Source organism: Domibacillus sp. PGB-M46 (assembly GCF_022668875.1).
Lineage (GTDB): Bacteria > Bacillota > Bacilli > Bacillales > Domibacillaceae > Domibacillus.
Genome location: NZ_JAKGCR010000006.1, coordinates 17,897 through 35,402 on the forward strand (window position 1 = coordinate 17,897; position 17,506 = coordinate 35,402).

Here is a 17,506-nt window from a genome sequence, read left to right on the forward strand (position 1 = left end):
GAGGCGGCGGATTGCCCTATAAAACCATTATCCCTTATTTACCCGAATCGACGCTACAAGCTGTCAGTCCTCTTTTGAAAAGCGATCCGGCGATTGAAGAAATCCGGCTGCGAACCGGGCAGCGTATAGAGCTGTCAGGACCAAAGCCGTACGTGCTGTCTACTTGTTTTTCTGAGCAAGACCGTGCCGCGTTTGTTCATAAAATCACCAAACATTCTGTATACCGGCTTGAGGAGCAATTAAAGCGCGGTTATTTAACGATCGAAGGAGGACACCGAATCGGTCTGGCGGGACAAGCTGTTTTAAAAGACGGAACGGTGTCTTCGATGACAAACTTATCATTCTTCAATATTAGGATCGCCAAGCAAAAAAAAGGAGCAGCTCTTCCGTTGCTGGCATCTTTATGTGAAGGCGGATGGAAAAGTACGCTGCTGATTGGTCCCCCAAGGTCCGGCAAAACAACGCTGCTGCGGGATATTGCCCGCATTGCGGGTACGGGGGAGGACAAGCGGAATATAAAGCCGGTGAAAACATGCATCGTCGATGAAAGATCTGAAATTGCCGGCTGTCTCTATGGGGTTCCCCAGCTCGACGTTGGCATGAAAACAGATGTACTCGATGCATGTCCTAAATCGGAAGGCATGATGATGATGATCCGTTCGATGAGCCCGGAAGTTTTGATTGTGGATGAGATTGGACGGCCAGAGGATGCACAGGCGCTTTCTGAAGCCCTGCATGCAGGCATTGCGGTAATTGCCACTGTTCATGCACGTTCCCTAGAAGAAGCGCTTCGCCGTCCCGTTATTCGTCATATTAAAGAAAGCGGCTTGTTTGATACCTATATTGAAGTAAACCGGGAGCATGGCTTTACGATTTTAAAAAAGGAAAGGCAAGCGGCCGGATGAAGTGGGCAGGGGCTCTTTTTATTATCGCAGCGAGCTTGTTTATCGGCTGGCACAAGTCCAGGTCATACGGGGAGCGTGTTCGTCAAATTCGCCAGTTTGAAACAGCCCTAATGATGCTTGAGTCTTCTATTGCTTATGGTGCTGAATCGATGGAAACGGCTGCGCGCTCTATTTCCCAAACGATTGAAAAGCCTGCCAATCTGGCTTTTGCAGAATTTGCTGAAGCGCTGGCCGTCTCAGAAAAAAGTGCTGGTGATCTTTGGTCCGCTGTTTTAAAAAAGCAGGGAACCGGGCTGGCATTGAAAAAAAGGGACTTACAGGTTGTAGAACAGGCAGGCTGTATGCTGGGGACTGTAAACCAGACGGCAGAAGCGAGAAAGCTCCAGCTTGTTTTAAAGCAGCTTGAAAAGCAGCGGGAGGAAGCAGCGGTCGAAGAAAAAAGGCTTTCCGGCATGACACGGTCCGTCAGCCTGCTGTGTGGACTTATGACAGCCATTTTGCTCCTATAGGGTGGGTCGATAGATGGATATGGACGTGGATTTACTGTTTAAAATTGCAGGCATTGGCATTGTCGCTGCTTTTCTGCACACCATTTTAGACCAGCTTGGAAAAAAAGAATATGCCCAGTGGGTCACGTTATTTGGCTTTGTTTACATTTTATTTATGGCGGCTACTATTGTTGGCCAGCTGTTTGAAAAAATCAAATCCGTATTTTTATTTCAATGACAGGAGCGGTGAATCATTGCCATTACTCATATTGCCGCTATTATACTCGTCGCTGTTTTTTTAGCCATTCTGCTTCATGAATATAATCCAGGTTTTTCATTGCTGTTTGTTCTGTTTACGTGCAGCATTCTTCTATTTCAATTTGCAGACGAAATGGCCAAATTGATCGCGGCCGTCCGGAAAATGGCTGCTTATGCAGGAGTGGAAGCCCTTTATATTGAGACCGTTTTAAAAGCGGTCGGCGTAGCCTTTATATCGGAATTTATCGCCAATATTGCGAAAGATGCCGGTCAGCAGGCTCTTGCAGCAAAAATGGAGATAGCCGGGAAAATCATTATTATGGCGCTTATCCTGCCGATTTTGACCATTTTGATTGAAACAGTGTTAAACATGCTTCCAGGGCGGTGATCCATGGGATCTATATGGCAGCCGATAATGGAGCAAGCAGATTTATCGGCGCTTGAAAAAAGGTGGAGCGAATTAAAGCAGCTGTACGGCCCTTTTTTGCCAAGAAAAATGGAGTTTGATTCCGGAAATATTGATTTAGCCGCTTTGTTTTCTCCCGAAAGCTGGATGTCGGCATTGAAGTCTTACGTGCTTTTTGAGGTTACCACACACGCGCAGAGCTTAGCCATTATTTTTTTGCTGTCCATTTTGGCAGCTGTGCTTAAAACAGTAGGACAAGCATTGGAAACGCAGACGGTAACGAAGACAGCAGAAGCAGCCGTATTGATTCCGATTTTTATACTGGCTATGGGCACATTCCGGCTCGCTGTCGAGTCTATTTCGGGAGCGGTAGAGCAAATGACCGTTTTCATGATGGCCTTTATGCCGGTCTTGATCGCCTTATTGACGATAAGCGGCGCTGTAGCCTCTGCTGCTTTATTCCCGCCGCTGCTTCTTTTTATGATGAATGCGTCCGGCATTTTAATTGACCAGATTATTTTGCCGTGCTTGATCTTCTCGGTTGTTTTCAGCTTGGTCAGTTTGCTTTCCGATCACTACAATGCCGATCGGATTGCTGCACTCCTTAGAACGGTCAGTATCTGGCTTCTCAGTGCGTTTATGACGGTGTTTCTGACCATTTTGACTTTAAGGGGCGTGACTGCTGCGGCGGCGGACGGTTTAACCGTCAAAACAGCAAAATTTATAAGCGGTACGTTTGTGCCGGTTGTGGGGCGCATGATGGCGGATGCCGCGGACACGGCTTCTGGGGCCGCTTTAATGATTCACAATACAGCCGGTGTGGCCGGCGTTGGGCTTTTGGCGCTGACGGCCCTTTTTCCCGTCGTAAAACTAATGGTGCTCGTCATCTTGTATAAGGCATCTGCCGCCGTGCTGCAGCCGCTTGGTGACTCAGCGGCTGCGTCACTTCTGGATATAATCGGTAAAACAATGTCGTTTATGCTGGCTGCACTTGCACTCGTGTCTTTTATGTATTTTCTATTCATGGCCGCTGTTGTAGCGGCTGGAAATGCCGCTTACATGATGAGGTGAGGAAATGCAGGGGCTTTTTGACTGGCTTGCATCAGTGCTGGCACTTCTTTTATGCGCTTCTATCGTAGACATGTTTTTGTCCGAATCACCGATGAAAAAATACGTCAGGCTGGCGGCAGGACTTGTAATCATGGCCGCCCTGGTCAAGCCGCTCTTTTCTGCTGATTGGTCCTTTTCTTTTTCGAATGAACGTACCGTTTCTTCGTTTGAGCAGGAAACGAAACAGCAGGTCGAGCAGTTGTCCGGTGTTTCTGAACTGGCTTCTGATACCTATGTCAACCAAGCGCTGCAGCAGGAGGCACAGGCGGCTGTTTCCGCTTTTTCTTCCTGTGAACTAACTGCTGTTGAAGCAGAAGTGGCGGAAGAGCAGGTAAAACAGGTGGACATAAAGATGAAAGGGCAGTGCCCGGAACAAGAAATTGAGCGCCGTTTAACGGAAAAATGGAATATTGGGGCTCATCAGGTGAATATGGTGATGGAAAAGGAGGAAACAGGAGGTGGCTGACCGGCAATCGCTTTTAACATGGTGGAAAAATGGAAAAGCGGACAAGCCGCTGAAGTGGGCAGCAATCATGCTGGGCGCCGGCATCGCACTGATGGCGCTTAGTGATTTAACCGGACCGGAACAACCGCCTGAGAAAGAAGAAAGCAAGCCTGCTGCTACAAATCCAGAAGCGGATTGGAAAAAAAGCTACGAAACAGAATTAACGGACGTATTAAATAAAATTGAAGGTGTCTCGGATGTTTCGGTAGTCGTGAACCTGGCTTCTTCTGAACGAAAGGTATACGAAAAAAACATTGTTTCCTCCGATGGAGAAAGTGAAAGCACGAAGGATGAACAAATTGCTCTTGTGCGGGATGGCGATGTAGAAAGTCCCGTCATGATTGAAACGCGCAGGCCGGATATTCAAGGAGTGCTCATTGTTGCCGGAGGGACAGAACGGGCCCAAGTCAAAAAAAGGGTGGTAGAGGCGGTCACACGGGTGCTCGGTGTTCCGGTGCACCGCGTAGCCGTCATGCCTGGAAAATCAGGAGGGAAAAACTAATGCCGAAAAAACAAACGGTTTGGCTGTTTACGATGGTTAGCTTAACAGCTGTGCTTGGTGTGTATTATATGACCGGTCCGGAGAAGCTGCTGCCAGCCTCTACCCTTGAGGAAAAAGTGTCAGAACCGGAAAAAGAAGTAGATGTAGCCGTCGAAGAAACCCCAACGGATGAAGTGTTTGAAATGATCCGGCTTGAAGCGGAAGAAGAGCGCAGCCGCTTAAAAGAAGAATTAACCGCTAAAGTAGCTTCTGCGGACCTGTCAGCAGAAGCAAAAGATGAAGCTTATACAACGATACAGGAGCTCGATGAGCAGGCTGCAAGCGAGCGGATGCTTGAAACGGTAATTAAATCAAAAGGGTATGAAGACGCACTCGTACGAACAATGGACGGAGAAGTTCGGGTTACCGTCAAAGCGGACAGCCATTCCACTGAAGCCGCCAATGAGCTGATTCGGCTTGCCAAAGAGGAAATGGGCGACAAAATGCCTGTTTCGGTAGAATTTGAACCCTTAAAATAAAAAAAGCCTCCCGCTTTTCGTAAAGCGGGTTCCTTTCATTTGGATTCTATATTTGCTAATTGACGAAAAAAAGATAAAATGAGAAAAGGAGCTTTTTTGTTATGTGAAAACGGCTCGTTTATTTTTTTCCTAAAAGGGGTGCTCTGTACATGAAAGTACAAGAAATTAGAGAACTAATCAAACTGGTTGATCAATCAGGAATTGATGAATTTGTATTTGAATCAGCAGGAAGTAAGCTGAAAATGAAAAAATCAACAGGAACGACTACATATGCTGCAGCACCAGGAGCACCGGTATCACACGTTCAGCAAGTATCTGTTACACCGGAAGCGCCAGCCGCGCCTGTTACGCAGGAAACACCGGCACCAGAAGCGCCAAAATCAGCAGCGGATGATTCCAGCCTACATAAAATTACTTCACCAATGGTCGGAACGTTTTATCAATCGCCATCGCCGGATAAAGAAGCATATGTAAAAACAGGGTCAAAGGTTCAGCCGGACTCCGTTGTCTGCATCGTGGAAGCTATGAAGCTGTTTAATGAAATCGAAGCAGAAGTAAGCGGAGAAATTGTTGAAATCCTTGTAAAAGATGGCCAGCTTGTTGAATATGGCCAGCCGCTTTTCTTGGTGAAACCGGAATAAAGGAGCATTTGCGATGATTAAAAAAGTATTGATTGCCAATCGTGGAGAAATTGCGGTTCGAATTATCCGGGCCTGCAGGGAGCTTGGGATCGACACAGTGGCGGTTTATTCAGAAGCAGACCGAGAAGCGCTGCATGTACAACTGGCTGATGAAGCGTACTGCATCGGTCCAACTGCTTCAAAAGACAGCTACTTGAACTTTACCAATATTGTCAGCGTAGCGAAGCTAACAGAGTCAGATGCCATCCATCCCGGTTACGGCTTTTTAGCGGAAAACGCGAGCTTTGCGGAATTATGCCGCGAGTTGAATATTACCTTTATCGGTCCGTCGCCAGAAGCGATTACGCAAATGGGAACAAAAGACGTAGCGCGCGATACAATGGAAGAAGCAGGAGTGCCAATTGTTCCTGGTTCAGACGGGATCATTAAAGATATTGAGGAAGGACTGACGGTTGCTGCCAAAATCGGATATCCGGTGATTATCAAGGCGACAGCCGGCGGAGGCGGAAAAGGGATCCGCGTAGCCCGTGATGAAGCGGAACTGGAAAAAGGCATTAATATGACCCAGCAGGAAGCAGCGACTGCTTTCGGCAATCCAGGTGTGTATTTAGAGAAATTCATCGAGGATTTCCGTCATGTTGAAATTCAGGTGCTGGCTGATACGCACGGAAACGTCATTCATTTGGGTGAGCGTGACTGTACGATTCAGCGCCGCATGCAAAAGCTGCTTGAAGAAACGCCGTCTCCGGCTTTAAGCGAAGAAACAAGAGCCCAAATGGGTGAAGCAGCTGTTAAAGCAGCCAAAGCAGTTGATTATACAGGGGCAGGCACGGTAGAATTTATTTATGATGCGCATGCGGGCATATTTTATTTCATGGAAATGAATACCCGTATTCAAGTAGAGCATCCTGTCACAGAAATGGTCACCGGCGTTGATTTGATCAAGGAGCAAATCCGGGTCGCTTCCGGTGAAGCATTATCACTGACACAGGAAGACGTCACATTTGACGGCTGGGCGATTGAATGCCGGATCAATGCAGAAAACCCGGAAAAGAATTTTATGCCGTCTGCAGGAAGGGTAGAAGGATACCTTCCGCCGGGCGGATTCGGGGTGCGGATCGATTCTGCAGTGTATCCAGGCTATATGATTCCGCCTTATTATGATTCAATGGTTGCAAAATTAATTGTTCACGGGAAAACCCGGGAAGAAGCGATTGCACGGATGAAGCGGGCGCTTTCAGAATTTGTGATTGAAGGTGTTTATACAACCATTCCGTTTCATCAGAAGCTGCTTGAGCATGAAGTGTTTGTAGGCGGAGATTTCAATACGAAATTTCTTGAAATCCATGATGTAATGCAAACTCAATCATAATCCGGAGGTGCTTAAAATGTCGGAACAGCAATCTGTAAATCAAGTACTTGAAATGAGCAATGGAGAGGGCGGCCATGGCCGGATTGAAATTGCTCCTGAAGTGATAGAAGTGATTGCCGGTATCGCTGCATCAGAAGTGGATGGCGTTGAAAAAATGCGCGGAAGCTTTGCATCGGGTGTAGTGGAACGGCTTGGAAAGAAAAACCACGGCAAAGGTGTCCGGGTTGATTTAACGGAAGACGGCATTAAAGTAGATGTTTATTGTGTGGTGAAATTTGGTGTATCGATTCCGCGTGTTGCCAAATTGATGCAGGAAGGAATCCGCCAGACACTTCTCAACATGACGGCACTCGAAGCTGACGAGATTAACATTCATATTGTTGGGATACAATTTGAAACGAAACAGCCGGAACCTGAATATCAGGATGAAGTATAAGTGAAAAAGCGCTCTGGCATTGCCGGAGCGTTTTTCGTATGTTTTCCACGGCGCTTTTTTATGCTATGATCAAAAAGGCATTAAACAAAAAGGAGCAATCGAATGAACAGACGTACGGCACGGGAAAAGGGCATCCAGGCTCTTTATCAAATGGATTTAAGTGGAGCGGAGTCAGCGGAAGCAGTTGCAAACGTATTAGAGGACAGCGACAGCGACAGCAGTTACTTGCGTGAAATCGTCACGGGAGTGGAACAGCACCGTGAGGAAATCGATACAATTATTAAAAATAATCTGGAAAAGTGGTCGTTTGACCGCCTTGCAAAAGTGGACCGGAATATTTTACGCCTCGCTGTATATGAAATGCAATATTCAGACGATGTTCCAGCAAAAGTAGCCGTGAACGAGGCAATTGAGTTGGCGAAATATTTTAGTGATGAACGAGCCGGTAAATTTATTAATGGCGTTTTATCAAAAATTAATCAATCCATGGACTAAGTGAGGGATTTTCAATGGCAGCTATTATTGACGGAAAAGCAATTGCAAAAGACATTCGTACAGAATTAAAAGAAGAAATCGATGCAATGAAAGCAGCAGGTACCACACCGGGACTCGCTGTTGTGATCGTCGGAGATGATCCGGCATCCCATACGTATGTAAACAGCAAGGAAAAAAGCAGCAAAGAAATTGGCATTTACTCGGAAGTACACCGTTTTCCAGCGGATTTCACGGAGGAAGCACTTTTAGAAAAAGTGGATGAATTAAATCGCGACAAAAATATCCATGGCATTCTTGTACAGCTGCCGCTTCCTAAACATATTTCTGAGGATAAGGTCATTGACGCCATTTCACCTGAAAAAGACGTGGACGGCTTTCATCCTGTAAACGTTGGTAAAATGGTCATCGGTAAAGACTCGTTTTATTCATGTACACCATACGGAATTATGAAGATGCTCGAGAAAGAACATATTTCGCTTGAAGGCAAGCATGTAGTGGTCATTGGACGCAGCAATATTGTCGGCAAACCGGCTGCTCTTCTTTCCTTAATGAACAACGCAACCGTCACAATCTGCCATTCCCGCACGAAAGATTTAGCGGCGATCACCCGTCAGGCTGATGTTGTAATCGCGGCTGTCGGCATCCCGAATTACGTGACAGCAGACCACTTAAAACCAGGTGCTGTTGTGATTGATGTCGGCATTAACCGCAATGAAGAAGGCAAGCTGTGCGGCGATGTAGATTTTAACAGCGCGAAAGAGGTAGCGGGTGCGATTACTCCAGTGCCAGGCGGCGTGGGCCCGATGACAATTACAATGCTTCTTTACAATACAGTCAAATCAGCGAAAGCATTCGCTGCGAAATAAATTCATAGCAGATGAATGAAACTGTCTTTTCGATCATGTTATAATCGGAAAGACAGTTTTTTTAATGGACAGAAAAAGGTGATCGGAAATGGAGCCAGGACGGCATTTAACTGTTAAAGCATTAACCAAATACATAAAGCGAAAATTTGATGCGGATCCGCATTTGAAAAATGTGTCTGTAAAAGGCGAGCTTTCAAACGTAAAGCACCACTCCAGCGGGCATTTATACTTTACATTAAAGGACGACAGTGCGCGTATCATGGCGGTTATGTTTGCCGCATCTGCCCGGCATTTGGCGTTCCGGCCGGAAAACGGGATGGAAGTAATTTTAACAGGGGAAGCCACCGTTTATGAATCAAGCGGGCAGTACCAGCTGTATGTAAAAACGATGCAGCAGGAAGGCGCTGGAAATTTGTTTGCGGCTTTTGAGCAGTTGAAAAAAAAGCTTGAGCAGGAAGGGCTTTTTCGTCCGGAGGCAAAGCGTCGGGTTCCGGCGTACCCATCCGTTATCGCCGTTGTGACATCTCCAACCGGTGCCGCGATTCGGGATATTTTAACGACCATTAACCGGCGCTATCCATCAGCGGAAGTGCTGGTTTATCCTGCGCTTGTTCAAGGAGAGCGTGCACCTGAGTCGATCGTCAGACAGCTTCAGAAAGTGAACCAGGATGGACGGGCGGACGTGGTGATTGCCGGGCGCGGCGGCGGCTCTATCGAAGAGCTTTGGGCATTTAATGAAGAAGCCGTTGCGCGGGCGATTCGCTCTTCAAAAGTTCCGGTTATTTCTGCTGTTGGCCATGAAACCGACTTTACTATTGCCGATTTTGCAGCAGATCTGCGCGCACCAACGCCGACAGCCGCTGCGGAAATGGCGGTTCCCCATGTGGAGGAAGTATCGGAACGGATCAAGGCAAAAGAAAGCCGTCTGATGCGGGCAGCTTCAGAAATGGTCCGCTCTTCACGGAATCGTCATCAAGCCGTAATGAACTCATACGTGATGCGCAATCCAGAAGCGCTTTACAGGCAGCAGTTTGAGCGGGCAGACCGGCTGCATGAGCAGCTTATCCGCAGCACCAATGCTTTAATTGACCGCAAGAAAACGACAGTGCAGCATGCGTCGTTCCGCCTGTCGAGAACAGGACCCGGCCCGCGCATTTCATATGAGACACAGCAGCTTGGGAAATTGAAAAAAAGCTTATACCGGCTGACGCAGTCGGTTGTAAACGAAAAAAAGTCGACATTTGGGCGTCATATTGCCATGCTAGAAGCGCTTAGCCCGCTGAAAGTGATGGAAAGAGGGTACAGCCTCGTATACAGTGAAGAGAAAGAATTAATCAAAACGGTTCAAGACGTACAACAAGGAGACCGAATCCATGTGCAGATGGCAGATGGCACCATTTACGCACAGGTTGATTCAATTGGGAGGAACAAAGATGAAACGTGAAGACATCAGTTTTGAAGAAGCAATGGAACAACTAGAAAAAATAACAGCCCGCCTTGAAGAAGGGGATGTCCCGCTTGAAGAAGCGCTTGAAGAGTATAAACGCGGAATGGAATTGTCTGCTTTGTGCCACAGCAAGCTGAAAAAAGCGGAAACAGAACTGGCTAAGCTTGTAACCAATGACGGCGACCAGCCATTTTTGCTGGATGGTGAAGACGCATGACGAATATTAAAACATACATCGAAGAAAAGCTGCCGTTATTTGAAGCGCATATGATGGAACGGATAGACGCGCTGCAGGCACCGGGTTCGCTTAAAGAAGCAATGATCTATTCACTCAAAGCGGGAGGCAAACGAATCCGTCCCATGCTCCTGTTTGCAGCGCTTGAAACGTACGGTAAAAAAGCGGACGCCGGCCTTGATGCAGCCTGTGCGCTAGAAATGATTCACACGTATTCGCTGATTCATGATGATCTGCCGGCAATGGATGATGATGATCTGCGGCGTGGAAAGCCGACCAATCATAAAGTATTTGGTGAAGCAACCGCTATTTTAGCGGGAGATGCTCTCCTAACGTACGCATTTGAAGTGATTGCACGTTCCGAGGCGTATTCGCCGGAGCAGGCGGTTGAGCTGATTCGAATGCTGTCATTTGCAGCAGGACCGGCCGGAATGGTCGGCGGGCAAGTGGCGGACATGGAAGGGGAACAAAAAAAGCTGTCTCTCGGAGAGCTTGAATATATTCACCATCATAAAACGGGCCGTCTGCTTGCTTTTAGCGTAATGGCCGGCGCGTTGATCGGCGGTGCGGACGAAATGGAAAAAGCGCTGCTGGAGACCTACGCCCGCCATATTGGCCTTGCTTTTCAAATCCGGGACGATATTTTGGATATTGAAGGCACTGAAGAAGAGATCGGCAAGCCCGTCGGCAGTGACGAGTCGAATGAAAAAAGCACGTATCCGTCCCTGCTGACAATGGCAGGAGCCAAAAAGAAATTAGAGGAAGAGCTGCAGGGGGCGCAATCTGCCCTTGCCTCATTAAAAAGACCAGCACCTCTTCTCGAAGCCTTTGCGGATTTGATTGCCAAACGCACGTCGTAAAATGCCGAAAATTGTTAGCACTCTGAGCGTGTGCTATAATAGCGGTACATTTTAACCAAAACTGAAACAGTCAGGAAAGTGAGCTGATCCACTTGGATCTATTATCCATTAAAGACCCATCTTTTGTGAAAAAAATGAATGTGCATGAAATGGAGCAGCTGAGTTCAGAAATCCGTAAATTTCTTATTGAAAAATTGTCGGTTACAGGCGGACACATCGGCCCGAACCTTGGAGTTGTTGAATTGACGATTGCCCTTCATCACTGTTTTACAAGCCCGAAAGACAAATTTTTATTTGATGTTGGACATCAGTCCTATGTTCATAAAATCTTAACCGGCCGTGCCGACAAATTTGATACGCTGCGGCAATACAAGGGTCTATGCGGATTCCCGAAAACGATTGAAAGCGAGCATGACGTATGGGAAACCGGCCACAGTTCAACATCGCTGTCTGCGGCAATGGGTATGGCAATTGCCCGTGATTTAAAAAAGTCAGGCGATCATATCGTACCTATTATTGGAGACGGCGCTCTAACAGGCGGGATGGCACTCGAAGCGCTGAACCATATTGGCCATGAAAAAACCAATATGATTGTTATTTTGAATGATAACGAAATGTCCATCGCGCCGAATGTTGGAGCGATGCATAATATGCTTGGCCGAATGAGAACTGGCGGCAAATACAATAAGCTTAAAGATGAATTGGAAGTGCTGCTCAAGCGAATTCCAGCTGTAGGCGGGAAAGTAGCCTCAACAGCGGAGCGCATGAAAGACAGCTTGAAATATATGTTTGTTCCGGGCATGTTTTTTGAAGAATTTGGATTTACTTATCTCGGCCCTATTGACGGCCACAATTTTGATGATTTGATTAAAAGCCTGGAGCAGGCGAAGCGGACAGAAGGGCCAGTCCTTGTGCATGTGATCACAAAAAAAGGAAAGGGATACAAGCCGGCCGAAACGGATACGGTTGGTTCCTGGCATGGCACCGGTCCTTATAAAATGGACACCGGCGATATGATTAAAGCAAGCGGTGAACCGCCTGCCTGGAGCGCGGTTGTCAGCGAGACAGTCCGGGAGCTTGCTCGTACAGACGAGCGTATTGTGGCGATTACACCAGCTATGCCGGTCGGGTCAAAACTGCTTGGTTTCGCAGGCGAATTTCCGGATCGGATGTTCGATGTTGGGATTGCCGAACAGCACGCGGCAACTGTAGCAGCCGGCCTTGCCACACAGGGCATGAAGCCGTTTCTCGCCATTTACTCAACATTTTTGCAGCGCGCCTATGATCAGGTCGTTCATGATATATGCCGGCCGAATTTAAATGTATTTATTGGCATTGACCGCGCCGGTCTCGTTGGAGCGGATGGAGAAACACATCAGGGAGTGTTTGATATTGCATTCCTCCGTCATGTGCCGAATATGGTGCTAATGATGCCAAAAGATGAAAATGAAGGACGCCATATGGTAAATACGGCCATTCAGTACGACGGTGGGCCTATTGCGATGCGCTTCCCGCGCGGCAACGGGCTTGGCGTGGAAATCGATCCAGAGCTTGGAGTTATTCCAATCGGCTCGTGGGAAGTGATCAGGGAAGGCAGCGATGCAGCTATTTTAACGTTTGGGACAACCATTCCGATGGCGCTTGAAGCGGCAGAGGAGCTTCAAGCCCGCGGAATCAGCGTAAAAGTAGTGAATGCACGCTTTATCAAGCCGCTTGATCATAACATGCTGAATGTTCTTTTCGCGCAAAAGATGCCGGTTTTAACGATTGAAGAAGCAGTGCTTGAAGGCGGATTTGGCAGTGCTGTGCTTGAGTATGCACACGAGGCAGGCCATCACGGTGCGGTCATTGACCGAATGGGAATCCCGGATCAATTTATAGAACACGGCAGTGTGGGTAAGCTGCTTGAAGAAATCGATTTAACGAAAGAAGAAGCGGTTCGCCGGGTAGCTGCTTTTGTTCGGGAAAAGCAAGAGGAACGTGCATAAACATGGCAAAAAAAGAACGTATTGATGTATTGCTTGTAGAAAAAGGATTAATTGAAACTCGAGAAAAAGCAAAACGCGCTGTTATGGCGGGGATTGTTTATTCTAATGAGGAGCGGATCGATAAACCTGGTGAAAAAATTCCTGTCGATGCTCCGCTTGAAATAAAAGGAAAAACGATGCCTTATGTAAGCCGGGGCGGCTTAAAACTTGAAAAAGCACTGCAGGTGTTTGATTTGACCGTTCAAGACAAAACGTTAATTGATATTGGTGCTTCAACGGGCGGCTTTACCGACTGCGCGCTTCAAAACGGCGCAAAAATGTCTTACGCACTCGATGTAGGGTACAATCAATTAGCGTGGAAGCTTCGGCAGGATGAGCGTGTAGTCGTCATGGAACGAACAAATTTCCGCTATGTAACACCGGCAGATTTGGAGAGGGGCATGCCAGATTTTGCCGTTATTGATGTATCATTCATCTCGCTGGCCCTCATTTTACCTGTTTTAAAAACATTGCTTGTGCCGGGTGCTGATGTAATGGCCCTTGTAAAGCCCCAGTTTGAAGCAGGGCGTGAAGAAGTAGGCAAAAAAGGGATTGTTCGTGATCGCAAAGTGCATCAAGCGGTTATTGAAAAAATCGTACAGCTGGCTTCTTCACTGGGATACGATATCATCAACCTATCCCATTCACCAATTACAGGCGGCGACGGAAATATCGAATTTCTACTGCATATACGCTGGACAGGTGAAGAGAAAAGCGGAAATATCAAGCTGCCTATTACACCTGAACAAGCTGTTAAAGCTGCACATGAGGAATTTAACCAAAAAAGCTAACAGATTCAGCTCCAAAAAAGCGGCCGATTCCGTAAGTGTAAATGGAAACGTGCCGCTTTTTCTATACTTTTTAAATGAGATACAGTATGATAATGTATAAGAAAGTATAATTATACATTATGAGGTGAACGATATGAATAAGGGACAACGACATATAAAAATTAGAGAAATGATTGCCAATAATGAAATCGAAACGCAGGACGAGCTTGTCGATTTGCTGCGTGAATCAGGATATAATGTAACACAGGCAACGGTATCGCGCGATATTAAAGAGCTTCACCTTGTTAAAGTACCTTTAATGGATGGGCGTTATAAGTACAGCCTGCCTGCGGACCAGCGTTTTAATCCGCTGCAAAAACTAAAACGAACGCTTGTGGACAGCTTTGTCAGCATTGACTCAGCCGGTCATTTTGTCGTTATGAAAACCCTGCCAGGCAATGCGCAGGCTGTCGGGGCGCTTGTTGACAATCTGGACTGGGAAGAAATTATGGGAACGATATGCGGCGATGATACATGCCTGCTTATTTGCCGTGCGCCAGAGCATACAGAGGTTGTCTCGGCTCGCTTTTTAGAAATGCTTTAATAAGGATGTGACCGATTGTGCTTCAGGAATTATCCATTCGCCATTTCGCCATCATTGATTCCCTGGCGCTCTCATTTGAAAGGGGGCTCACTGTATTAACTGGTGAAACAGGAGCAGGGAAATCGATTATAATTGACGCCCTTCAGCTTTTAACAGGCGGAAGAGGTTCAGGCGAATTTGTTCGTCATGGAGAAAAAAAGGCGGAAATCGAAGGGATGTTCACGATTCATAGTGAGCATCCATGTGCCCACGTCTGCCGGGAGTTCGGCATCGATGTGGATGAAGAGACCATCATTTTACGTCGGGAAATTTCCGCGGCGGGTAAAAGCGTCTGCCGGGTCAATGGAAAAATGGTGACGCTGTCTATTCTCCGGGAAATAGGCGCCCGCCTGATGGATATTCATGGACAACACGAGCATCAGGAACTAATGAATGCGGGAAGCCATATTCGGCTGCTGGACGATTTTGGCGGTTCAGCTGTTTTAGGCGCGCGCGCGCAGTACGGGGAAGTATATGAGCGCTATGCGCATTTACAAGCTGAGATTCGCCGTTTAAGTGAAAACGACCAGCATCTGGCACACCGGCTCGATTTAATTCAGTTTCAGCTCAATGAAATTGAAAAAGCAGCGCTGGTACCTGGTGAAGAAGAAAAGCTGGAAGCGGAACGCCAGCAGCTGGCGAACTTTGAAAAATTATACGGAGCGCTGTCTGAAGCATACAATGCCTTGTCCGGTGAAGGCAGAGCATTGGATTGGCTCGGAGTGGGAGTGAATGGGCTTGAATCCGCTGCCGAGATTCATGAAGAATACAAAGCTCTTCACGAATCTGCGGCAAACAGCTTTTATGTACTTGAAGATACCGTGCGGGATGTGAGTTCACTGCTTGATACACTTGAGTTTAATCCAGAGCGACTAAATGAAATTCAAAGCCGCTTAAATGAAATCAGCCAGCTCAAGCGTAAATATGGATCCACTATTGGTGAAATTTTACAATACGGAGAATCCATTGCCGGAGAAATTGATCAGCTGACTCACCGTGATACGCATGTAAACCGCCTTCAAAAAGAATTGGCCGAAGTGGAAGTTCTTGTACAGAAAGAAGGGGAAAAGCTCTCCTCTCTTCGCCGCGAAGCAGCCATGAAGCTTGAAGAAGCGATTCACAGAGAACTAAAAGAACTTTATATGGAAAAAACCGTTTTTAAGGTACATGTACTGAATGAATCCGGGCAATTTAAAAGAGACGGAATGGATCAGGTTGAATTTTACATGACCACCAATCCGGGAGAACCGTTAAAGCCGCTTGTGAAAATTGCTTCTGGCGGGGAAATGTCCCGGGTGATGCTGGCAATGAAAACGATTTTTTCAAGACACCAGGGCATTACCTCCATCATTTTTGATGAGGTCGATACAGGTGTAAGCGGGCGGGTTGCCCAGGCCATTGGCGAAAAAATTTATAAAATTGCCATTCATTCGCAGGTGATGTGTATTTCGCATTTACCGCAAGTAGCAGCGATGGCTGATACACACTTATATATTCAAAAGAATCTGGAAGGAGAACGGACAAGCACGTCTGTAACACCTCTGGATGAAGAAGAAAAAGCAGCAGAAATCGGCCGCATGATTTCTGGTGTAGAAATGACCGACTTAACGAAAAAACATGCGAAAGAGCTGCTGGCTCTATCTGCAAAATTAAAGCAATCGGCTGTTTGAAAAGCCATCCATCTAGCCCCCTAATTACCGTTATAAGAACACGCACCTCCGGACAAAGTAACAACGCAGGATGAAAAGGAGGGAGCGGGATGGCGGTAGTAAGTCGGGGTCTTTTTTCATTTTTACTGCTGTTTACGTTTTGGACGGCAGATGGAGCCGTCACGAGGGCAGAGCAGACAGAGACAGAGCTGCTGCAATCGGCTGGCTTTTTAAAAGCAGAAGAAAAACGTGAACGTGTTTTTGTTGTACCCGGCGGACAGTCGGTTGGTGTACAGCTTGAAACAAAAGGGCTTTATGTAGTCGGCTTTCATTTTATCCAAACAGATACAAACCGTATTTCTCCAGGTGAAGAAGCAGGTCTCCTGCCAGGTGATGTCATTACACGTATAAATGGCCACAAAGTAACAGAACCTCAAGCCATTCGGCCGTATGTGCAAAAAGCGGCTGATGGAAAAACCTCCGTAAAGCTCACAGTGTTACGCGGCAAGAAAACGCTGAGTCTTTCAGTAAAACCGATCAAGGATGCAGAAACAAAAAGTTCAAAGTTGGGCTTATACATTAAAAATAAAACCGCAGGTATTGGGACATTGACGTTTTATGAACCAAAATCGAAAAAATTTGGCGCACTTGGCCACGTCATCAGCGACGTGCAGTCAGGAAAGCCGTTTGCACCTGTTAAAGGCACGCTTTACCCTGCCCGCGTAACTGGAATCAAGCGTGCAACGGAAGGGATTCCGGGAGAGAAAGCGGCTGAGATTCCTACAGAAGAGAGATGGGGAACGGTCACATCTAATACGCCATTCGGCTTGTTTGGACAGCTGGATCGCGAACTGAGTAGAACAAAGTTGTATCCGGCGGCGCATCCGGATGAAGTAAAAGAAGGACCAGCGCAAATTTGGACGGTGACAAAGGACAATAAAATCGAAACATTCGATATTTCCATTGTTCGCACGGTTGAGCAGTCAAAGCCAGCCATTAAAGGCATGATTATTAAAATGACCGATCCCCGCTTAATTGAAAAAACAGGCGGTATCGTTCAAGGAATGAGCGGCAGCCCTATCTTACAAAATGGCCGGGTGGTTGGAGCTGTTACGCACGTTTTTGTGAACGATCCACTTTCCGGATACGGTGTCCATATTGACTGGATGCTAAAAGATGCCGGAGTATTGTAGAGCGCAGCTGCGCTCTTTTTTTAGCGAAATTTTTCTGGAAAGAAAGTCGAAAAATGACAGAAAACGGTGTAAAATAAATATTTTGAATTTTTTAAAGGAATCCATTTCGCTTTGTCGAAAAAACCTTTAGAATAACCTTATGGATGGAGCATCGCCTTAAGGGTAGAAGTGAGGAGGAAA

The 17,506-nt window shown here is 46.8% G+C and carries 21 protein-coding genes; all 21 read left to right on the forward strand.

Going from position 1 to position 17,506, the window contains the following annotated elements; genetic code table 11:
• The first annotated feature begins 11 nt into the window (after positions 1 to 11).
• Positions 12 to 905, forward strand: a complete 894-nt coding sequence (gene spoIIIAA, locus L2D08_RS09405; RefSeq protein WP_242233511.1) for a stage III sporulation protein AA — start codon at positions 12 to 14, stop codon at positions 903 to 905.
• Complete coding sequence (locus tag L2D08_RS09410; protein WP_242233512.1) at positions 902 to 1,414, forward strand: hypothetical protein; 513 nt, start codon at positions 902 to 904, stop codon at positions 1,412 to 1,414. Before spoIIIAA ends, L2D08_RS09410 begins: the two co-directional genes overlap by 4 nt.
• A gap of 13 nt (positions 1,415 to 1,427) precedes the next feature.
• Positions 1,428 to 1,631: a stage III sporulation protein AC gene (spoIIIAC, locus tag L2D08_RS09415; RefSeq protein ID WP_242233513.1), complete on the forward strand. Its 204-nt coding sequence runs from the start codon at positions 1,428 to 1,430 to the stop codon at positions 1,629 to 1,631.
• A 99-nt stretch (positions 1,632 to 1,730) separates the two neighbouring features.
• A complete protein-coding gene (locus tag L2D08_RS09420; protein ID WP_242233514.1) occupies positions 1,731 to 2,039 on the forward strand; it encodes a SpoIIIAC/SpoIIIAD family protein in 309 nt (102 codons plus the stop codon).
• A 3-nt stretch (positions 2,040 to 2,042) separates the two neighbouring features.
• Complete coding sequence (gene spoIIIAE / locus L2D08_RS09425; protein WP_242233515.1) at positions 2,043 to 3,128, forward strand: stage III sporulation protein AE; 1,086 nt, start codon at positions 2,043 to 2,045, stop codon at positions 3,126 to 3,128.
• 4 nt (positions 3,129 to 3,132) lie between these two features.
• On the forward strand, positions 3,133 to 3,633 hold the full coding sequence (locus L2D08_RS09430; RefSeq protein ID WP_242233516.1) for a stage III sporulation protein AF: 501 nt from the start codon (positions 3,133 to 3,135) through the stop codon (positions 3,631 to 3,633).
• Entirely contained in the window at positions 3,626 to 4,174 is a 549-nt protein-coding gene (locus tag L2D08_RS09435; protein WP_242233517.1) for a stage III sporulation protein AG, read from the forward strand. The genes L2D08_RS09430 and L2D08_RS09435 overlap by 8 nt, the downstream gene beginning before the upstream one ends.
• Complete coding sequence (locus L2D08_RS09440) at positions 4,174 to 4,692, forward strand: SpoIIIAH-like family protein (protein WP_242233518.1); 519 nt, start codon at positions 4,174 to 4,176, stop codon at positions 4,690 to 4,692. Before L2D08_RS09435 ends, L2D08_RS09440 begins: the two co-directional genes overlap by 1 nt.
• 149 nt (positions 4,693 to 4,841) lie before the next feature.
• The gene (gene accB, locus L2D08_RS09445; protein WP_242233519.1) at positions 4,842 to 5,333 is read left to right on the forward strand and encodes an acetyl-CoA carboxylase biotin carboxyl carrier protein; all 492 of its coding nucleotides are present in this window, start codon (positions 4,842 to 4,844) and stop codon (positions 5,331 to 5,333) included.
• 13 nt (positions 5,334 to 5,346) lie between these two features.
• Positions 5,347 to 6,705, forward strand: a complete 1,359-nt coding sequence (gene accC / locus L2D08_RS09450; protein ID WP_242233520.1) for an acetyl-CoA carboxylase biotin carboxylase subunit — start codon at positions 5,347 to 5,349, stop codon at positions 6,703 to 6,705.
• Positions 6,706 to 6,721: 16 nt separating this feature from the next.
• On the forward strand, positions 6,722 to 7,141 hold the full coding sequence (locus L2D08_RS09455) for an Asp23/Gls24 family envelope stress response protein (protein ID WP_242233521.1): 420 nt from the start codon (positions 6,722 to 6,724) through the stop codon (positions 7,139 to 7,141).
• 102 nt (positions 7,142 to 7,243) lie between these two features.
• A complete protein-coding gene (gene nusB / locus L2D08_RS09460) occupies positions 7,244 to 7,636 on the forward strand; it encodes a transcription antitermination factor NusB (RefSeq protein WP_242233522.1) in 393 nt (130 codons plus the stop codon).
• A gap of 14 nt (positions 7,637 to 7,650) precedes the next feature.
• The gene (gene folD / locus L2D08_RS09465; protein WP_242233523.1) at positions 7,651 to 8,502 is read left to right on the forward strand and encodes a bifunctional methylenetetrahydrofolate dehydrogenase/methenyltetrahydrofolate cyclohydrolase FolD; all 852 of its coding nucleotides are present in this window, start codon (positions 7,651 to 7,653) and stop codon (positions 8,500 to 8,502) included.
• Positions 8,503 to 8,590: 88 nt separating this feature from the next.
• Positions 8,591 to 9,946, forward strand: a complete 1,356-nt coding sequence (xseA, locus tag L2D08_RS09470) for an exodeoxyribonuclease VII large subunit (RefSeq protein WP_242233524.1) — start codon at positions 8,591 to 8,593, stop codon at positions 9,944 to 9,946.
• On the forward strand, positions 9,936 to 10,166 hold the full coding sequence (gene xseB, locus L2D08_RS09475; protein WP_242233525.1) for an exodeoxyribonuclease VII small subunit: 231 nt from the start codon (positions 9,936 to 9,938) through the stop codon (positions 10,164 to 10,166). Before xseA ends, xseB begins: the two co-directional genes overlap by 11 nt.
• A complete protein-coding gene (locus L2D08_RS09480; protein ID WP_242233526.1) occupies positions 10,163 to 11,044 on the forward strand; it encodes a polyprenyl synthetase family protein in 882 nt (293 codons plus the stop codon). Before xseB ends, L2D08_RS09480 begins: the two co-directional genes overlap by 4 nt.
• A gap of 92 nt (positions 11,045 to 11,136) precedes the next feature.
• The gene (gene dxs / locus L2D08_RS09485; RefSeq protein WP_242233527.1) at positions 11,137 to 13,032 is read left to right on the forward strand and encodes a 1-deoxy-D-xylulose-5-phosphate synthase; all 1,896 of its coding nucleotides are present in this window, start codon (positions 11,137 to 11,139) and stop codon (positions 13,030 to 13,032) included.
• A 2-nt stretch (positions 13,033 to 13,034) separates the two neighbouring features.
• Positions 13,035 to 13,862 carry a TlyA family RNA methyltransferase gene (locus L2D08_RS09490; RefSeq protein WP_242233528.1) on the forward strand — a complete coding sequence of 276 codons (828 nt, stop codon included), beginning with the start codon at positions 13,035 to 13,037 and terminating at the stop codon, positions 13,860 to 13,862.
• Positions 13,863 to 13,995: 133 nt separating this feature from the next.
• On the forward strand, positions 13,996 to 14,445 hold the full coding sequence (gene ahrC / locus L2D08_RS09495) for a transcriptional regulator AhrC/ArgR (RefSeq protein WP_242233529.1): 450 nt from the start codon (positions 13,996 to 13,998) through the stop codon (positions 14,443 to 14,445).
• A 17-nt stretch (positions 14,446 to 14,462) separates the two neighbouring features.
• Positions 14,463 to 16,154, forward strand: coding sequence for a DNA repair protein RecN (gene recN, locus L2D08_RS09500; protein ID WP_242233530.1), 1,692 nt, complete (start codon positions 14,463 to 14,465; stop codon positions 16,152 to 16,154).
• A gap of 89 nt (positions 16,155 to 16,243) precedes the next feature.
• Positions 16,244 to 17,326, forward strand: coding sequence for a SpoIVB peptidase (gene spoIVB / locus L2D08_RS09505; protein WP_242233531.1), 1,083 nt, complete (start codon positions 16,244 to 16,246; stop codon positions 17,324 to 17,326).
• Positions 17,327 to 17,506: the final 180 nt, after the last annotated feature.

Excerpts from the sequence above, each read along its gene's own strand:
- L2D08_RS09410 (WP_242233512.1), top strand. The coding sequence starts at position 902 with ATGAAGTGGGCAGGGGCTCTTTTTATTATCGCAGCGAGCTTGTTTATC.
- spoIIIAC (WP_242233513.1), top strand. The coding sequence starts at position 1,428 with ATGGATATGGACGTGGATTTACTGTTTAAAATTGCAGGCATTGGCATT.
- spoIIIAE (WP_242233515.1), top strand. The coding sequence starts at position 2,043 with ATGGGATCTATATGGCAGCCGATAATGGAGCAAGCAGATTTATCGGCG.
- L2D08_RS09430 (WP_242233516.1), top strand. The coding sequence starts at position 3,133 with ATGCAGGGGCTTTTTGACTGGCTTGCATCAGTGCTGGCACTTCTTTTA.
- L2D08_RS09440 (WP_242233518.1), top strand. The coding sequence starts at position 4,174 with ATGCCGAAAAAACAAACGGTTTGGCTGTTTACGATGGTTAGCTTAACA.
- accB (WP_242233519.1), top strand. The coding sequence starts at position 4,842 with ATGAAAGTACAAGAAATTAGAGAACTAATCAAACTGGTTGATCAATCA.
- accC (WP_242233520.1), top strand. The coding sequence starts at position 5,347 with ATGATTAAAAAAGTATTGATTGCCAATCGTGGAGAAATTGCGGTTCGA.
- L2D08_RS09455 (WP_242233521.1), top strand. The coding sequence starts at position 6,722 with ATGTCGGAACAGCAATCTGTAAATCAAGTACTTGAAATGAGCAATGGA.
- nusB (WP_242233522.1), top strand. The coding sequence starts at position 7,244 with ATGAACAGACGTACGGCACGGGAAAAGGGCATCCAGGCTCTTTATCAA.
- folD (WP_242233523.1), top strand. The coding sequence starts at position 7,651 with ATGGCAGCTATTATTGACGGAAAAGCAATTGCAAAAGACATTCGTACA.
- xseA (WP_242233524.1), top strand. The coding sequence starts at position 8,591 with ATGGAGCCAGGACGGCATTTAACTGTTAAAGCATTAACCAAATACATA.
- xseB (WP_242233525.1), top strand. The coding sequence starts at position 9,936 with ATGAAACGTGAAGACATCAGTTTTGAAGAAGCAATGGAACAACTAGAA.
- L2D08_RS09480 (WP_242233526.1), top strand. The coding sequence starts at position 10,163 with ATGACGAATATTAAAACATACATCGAAGAAAAGCTGCCGTTATTTGAA.
- L2D08_RS09490 (WP_242233528.1), top strand. The coding sequence starts at position 13,035 with ATGGCAAAAAAAGAACGTATTGATGTATTGCTTGTAGAAAAAGGATTA.
- ahrC (WP_242233529.1), top strand. The coding sequence starts at position 13,996 with ATGAATAAGGGACAACGACATATAAAAATTAGAGAAATGATTGCCAAT.
- spoIVB (WP_242233531.1), top strand. The coding sequence starts at position 16,244 with ATGGCGGTAGTAAGTCGGGGTCTTTTTTCATTTTTACTGCTGTTTACG.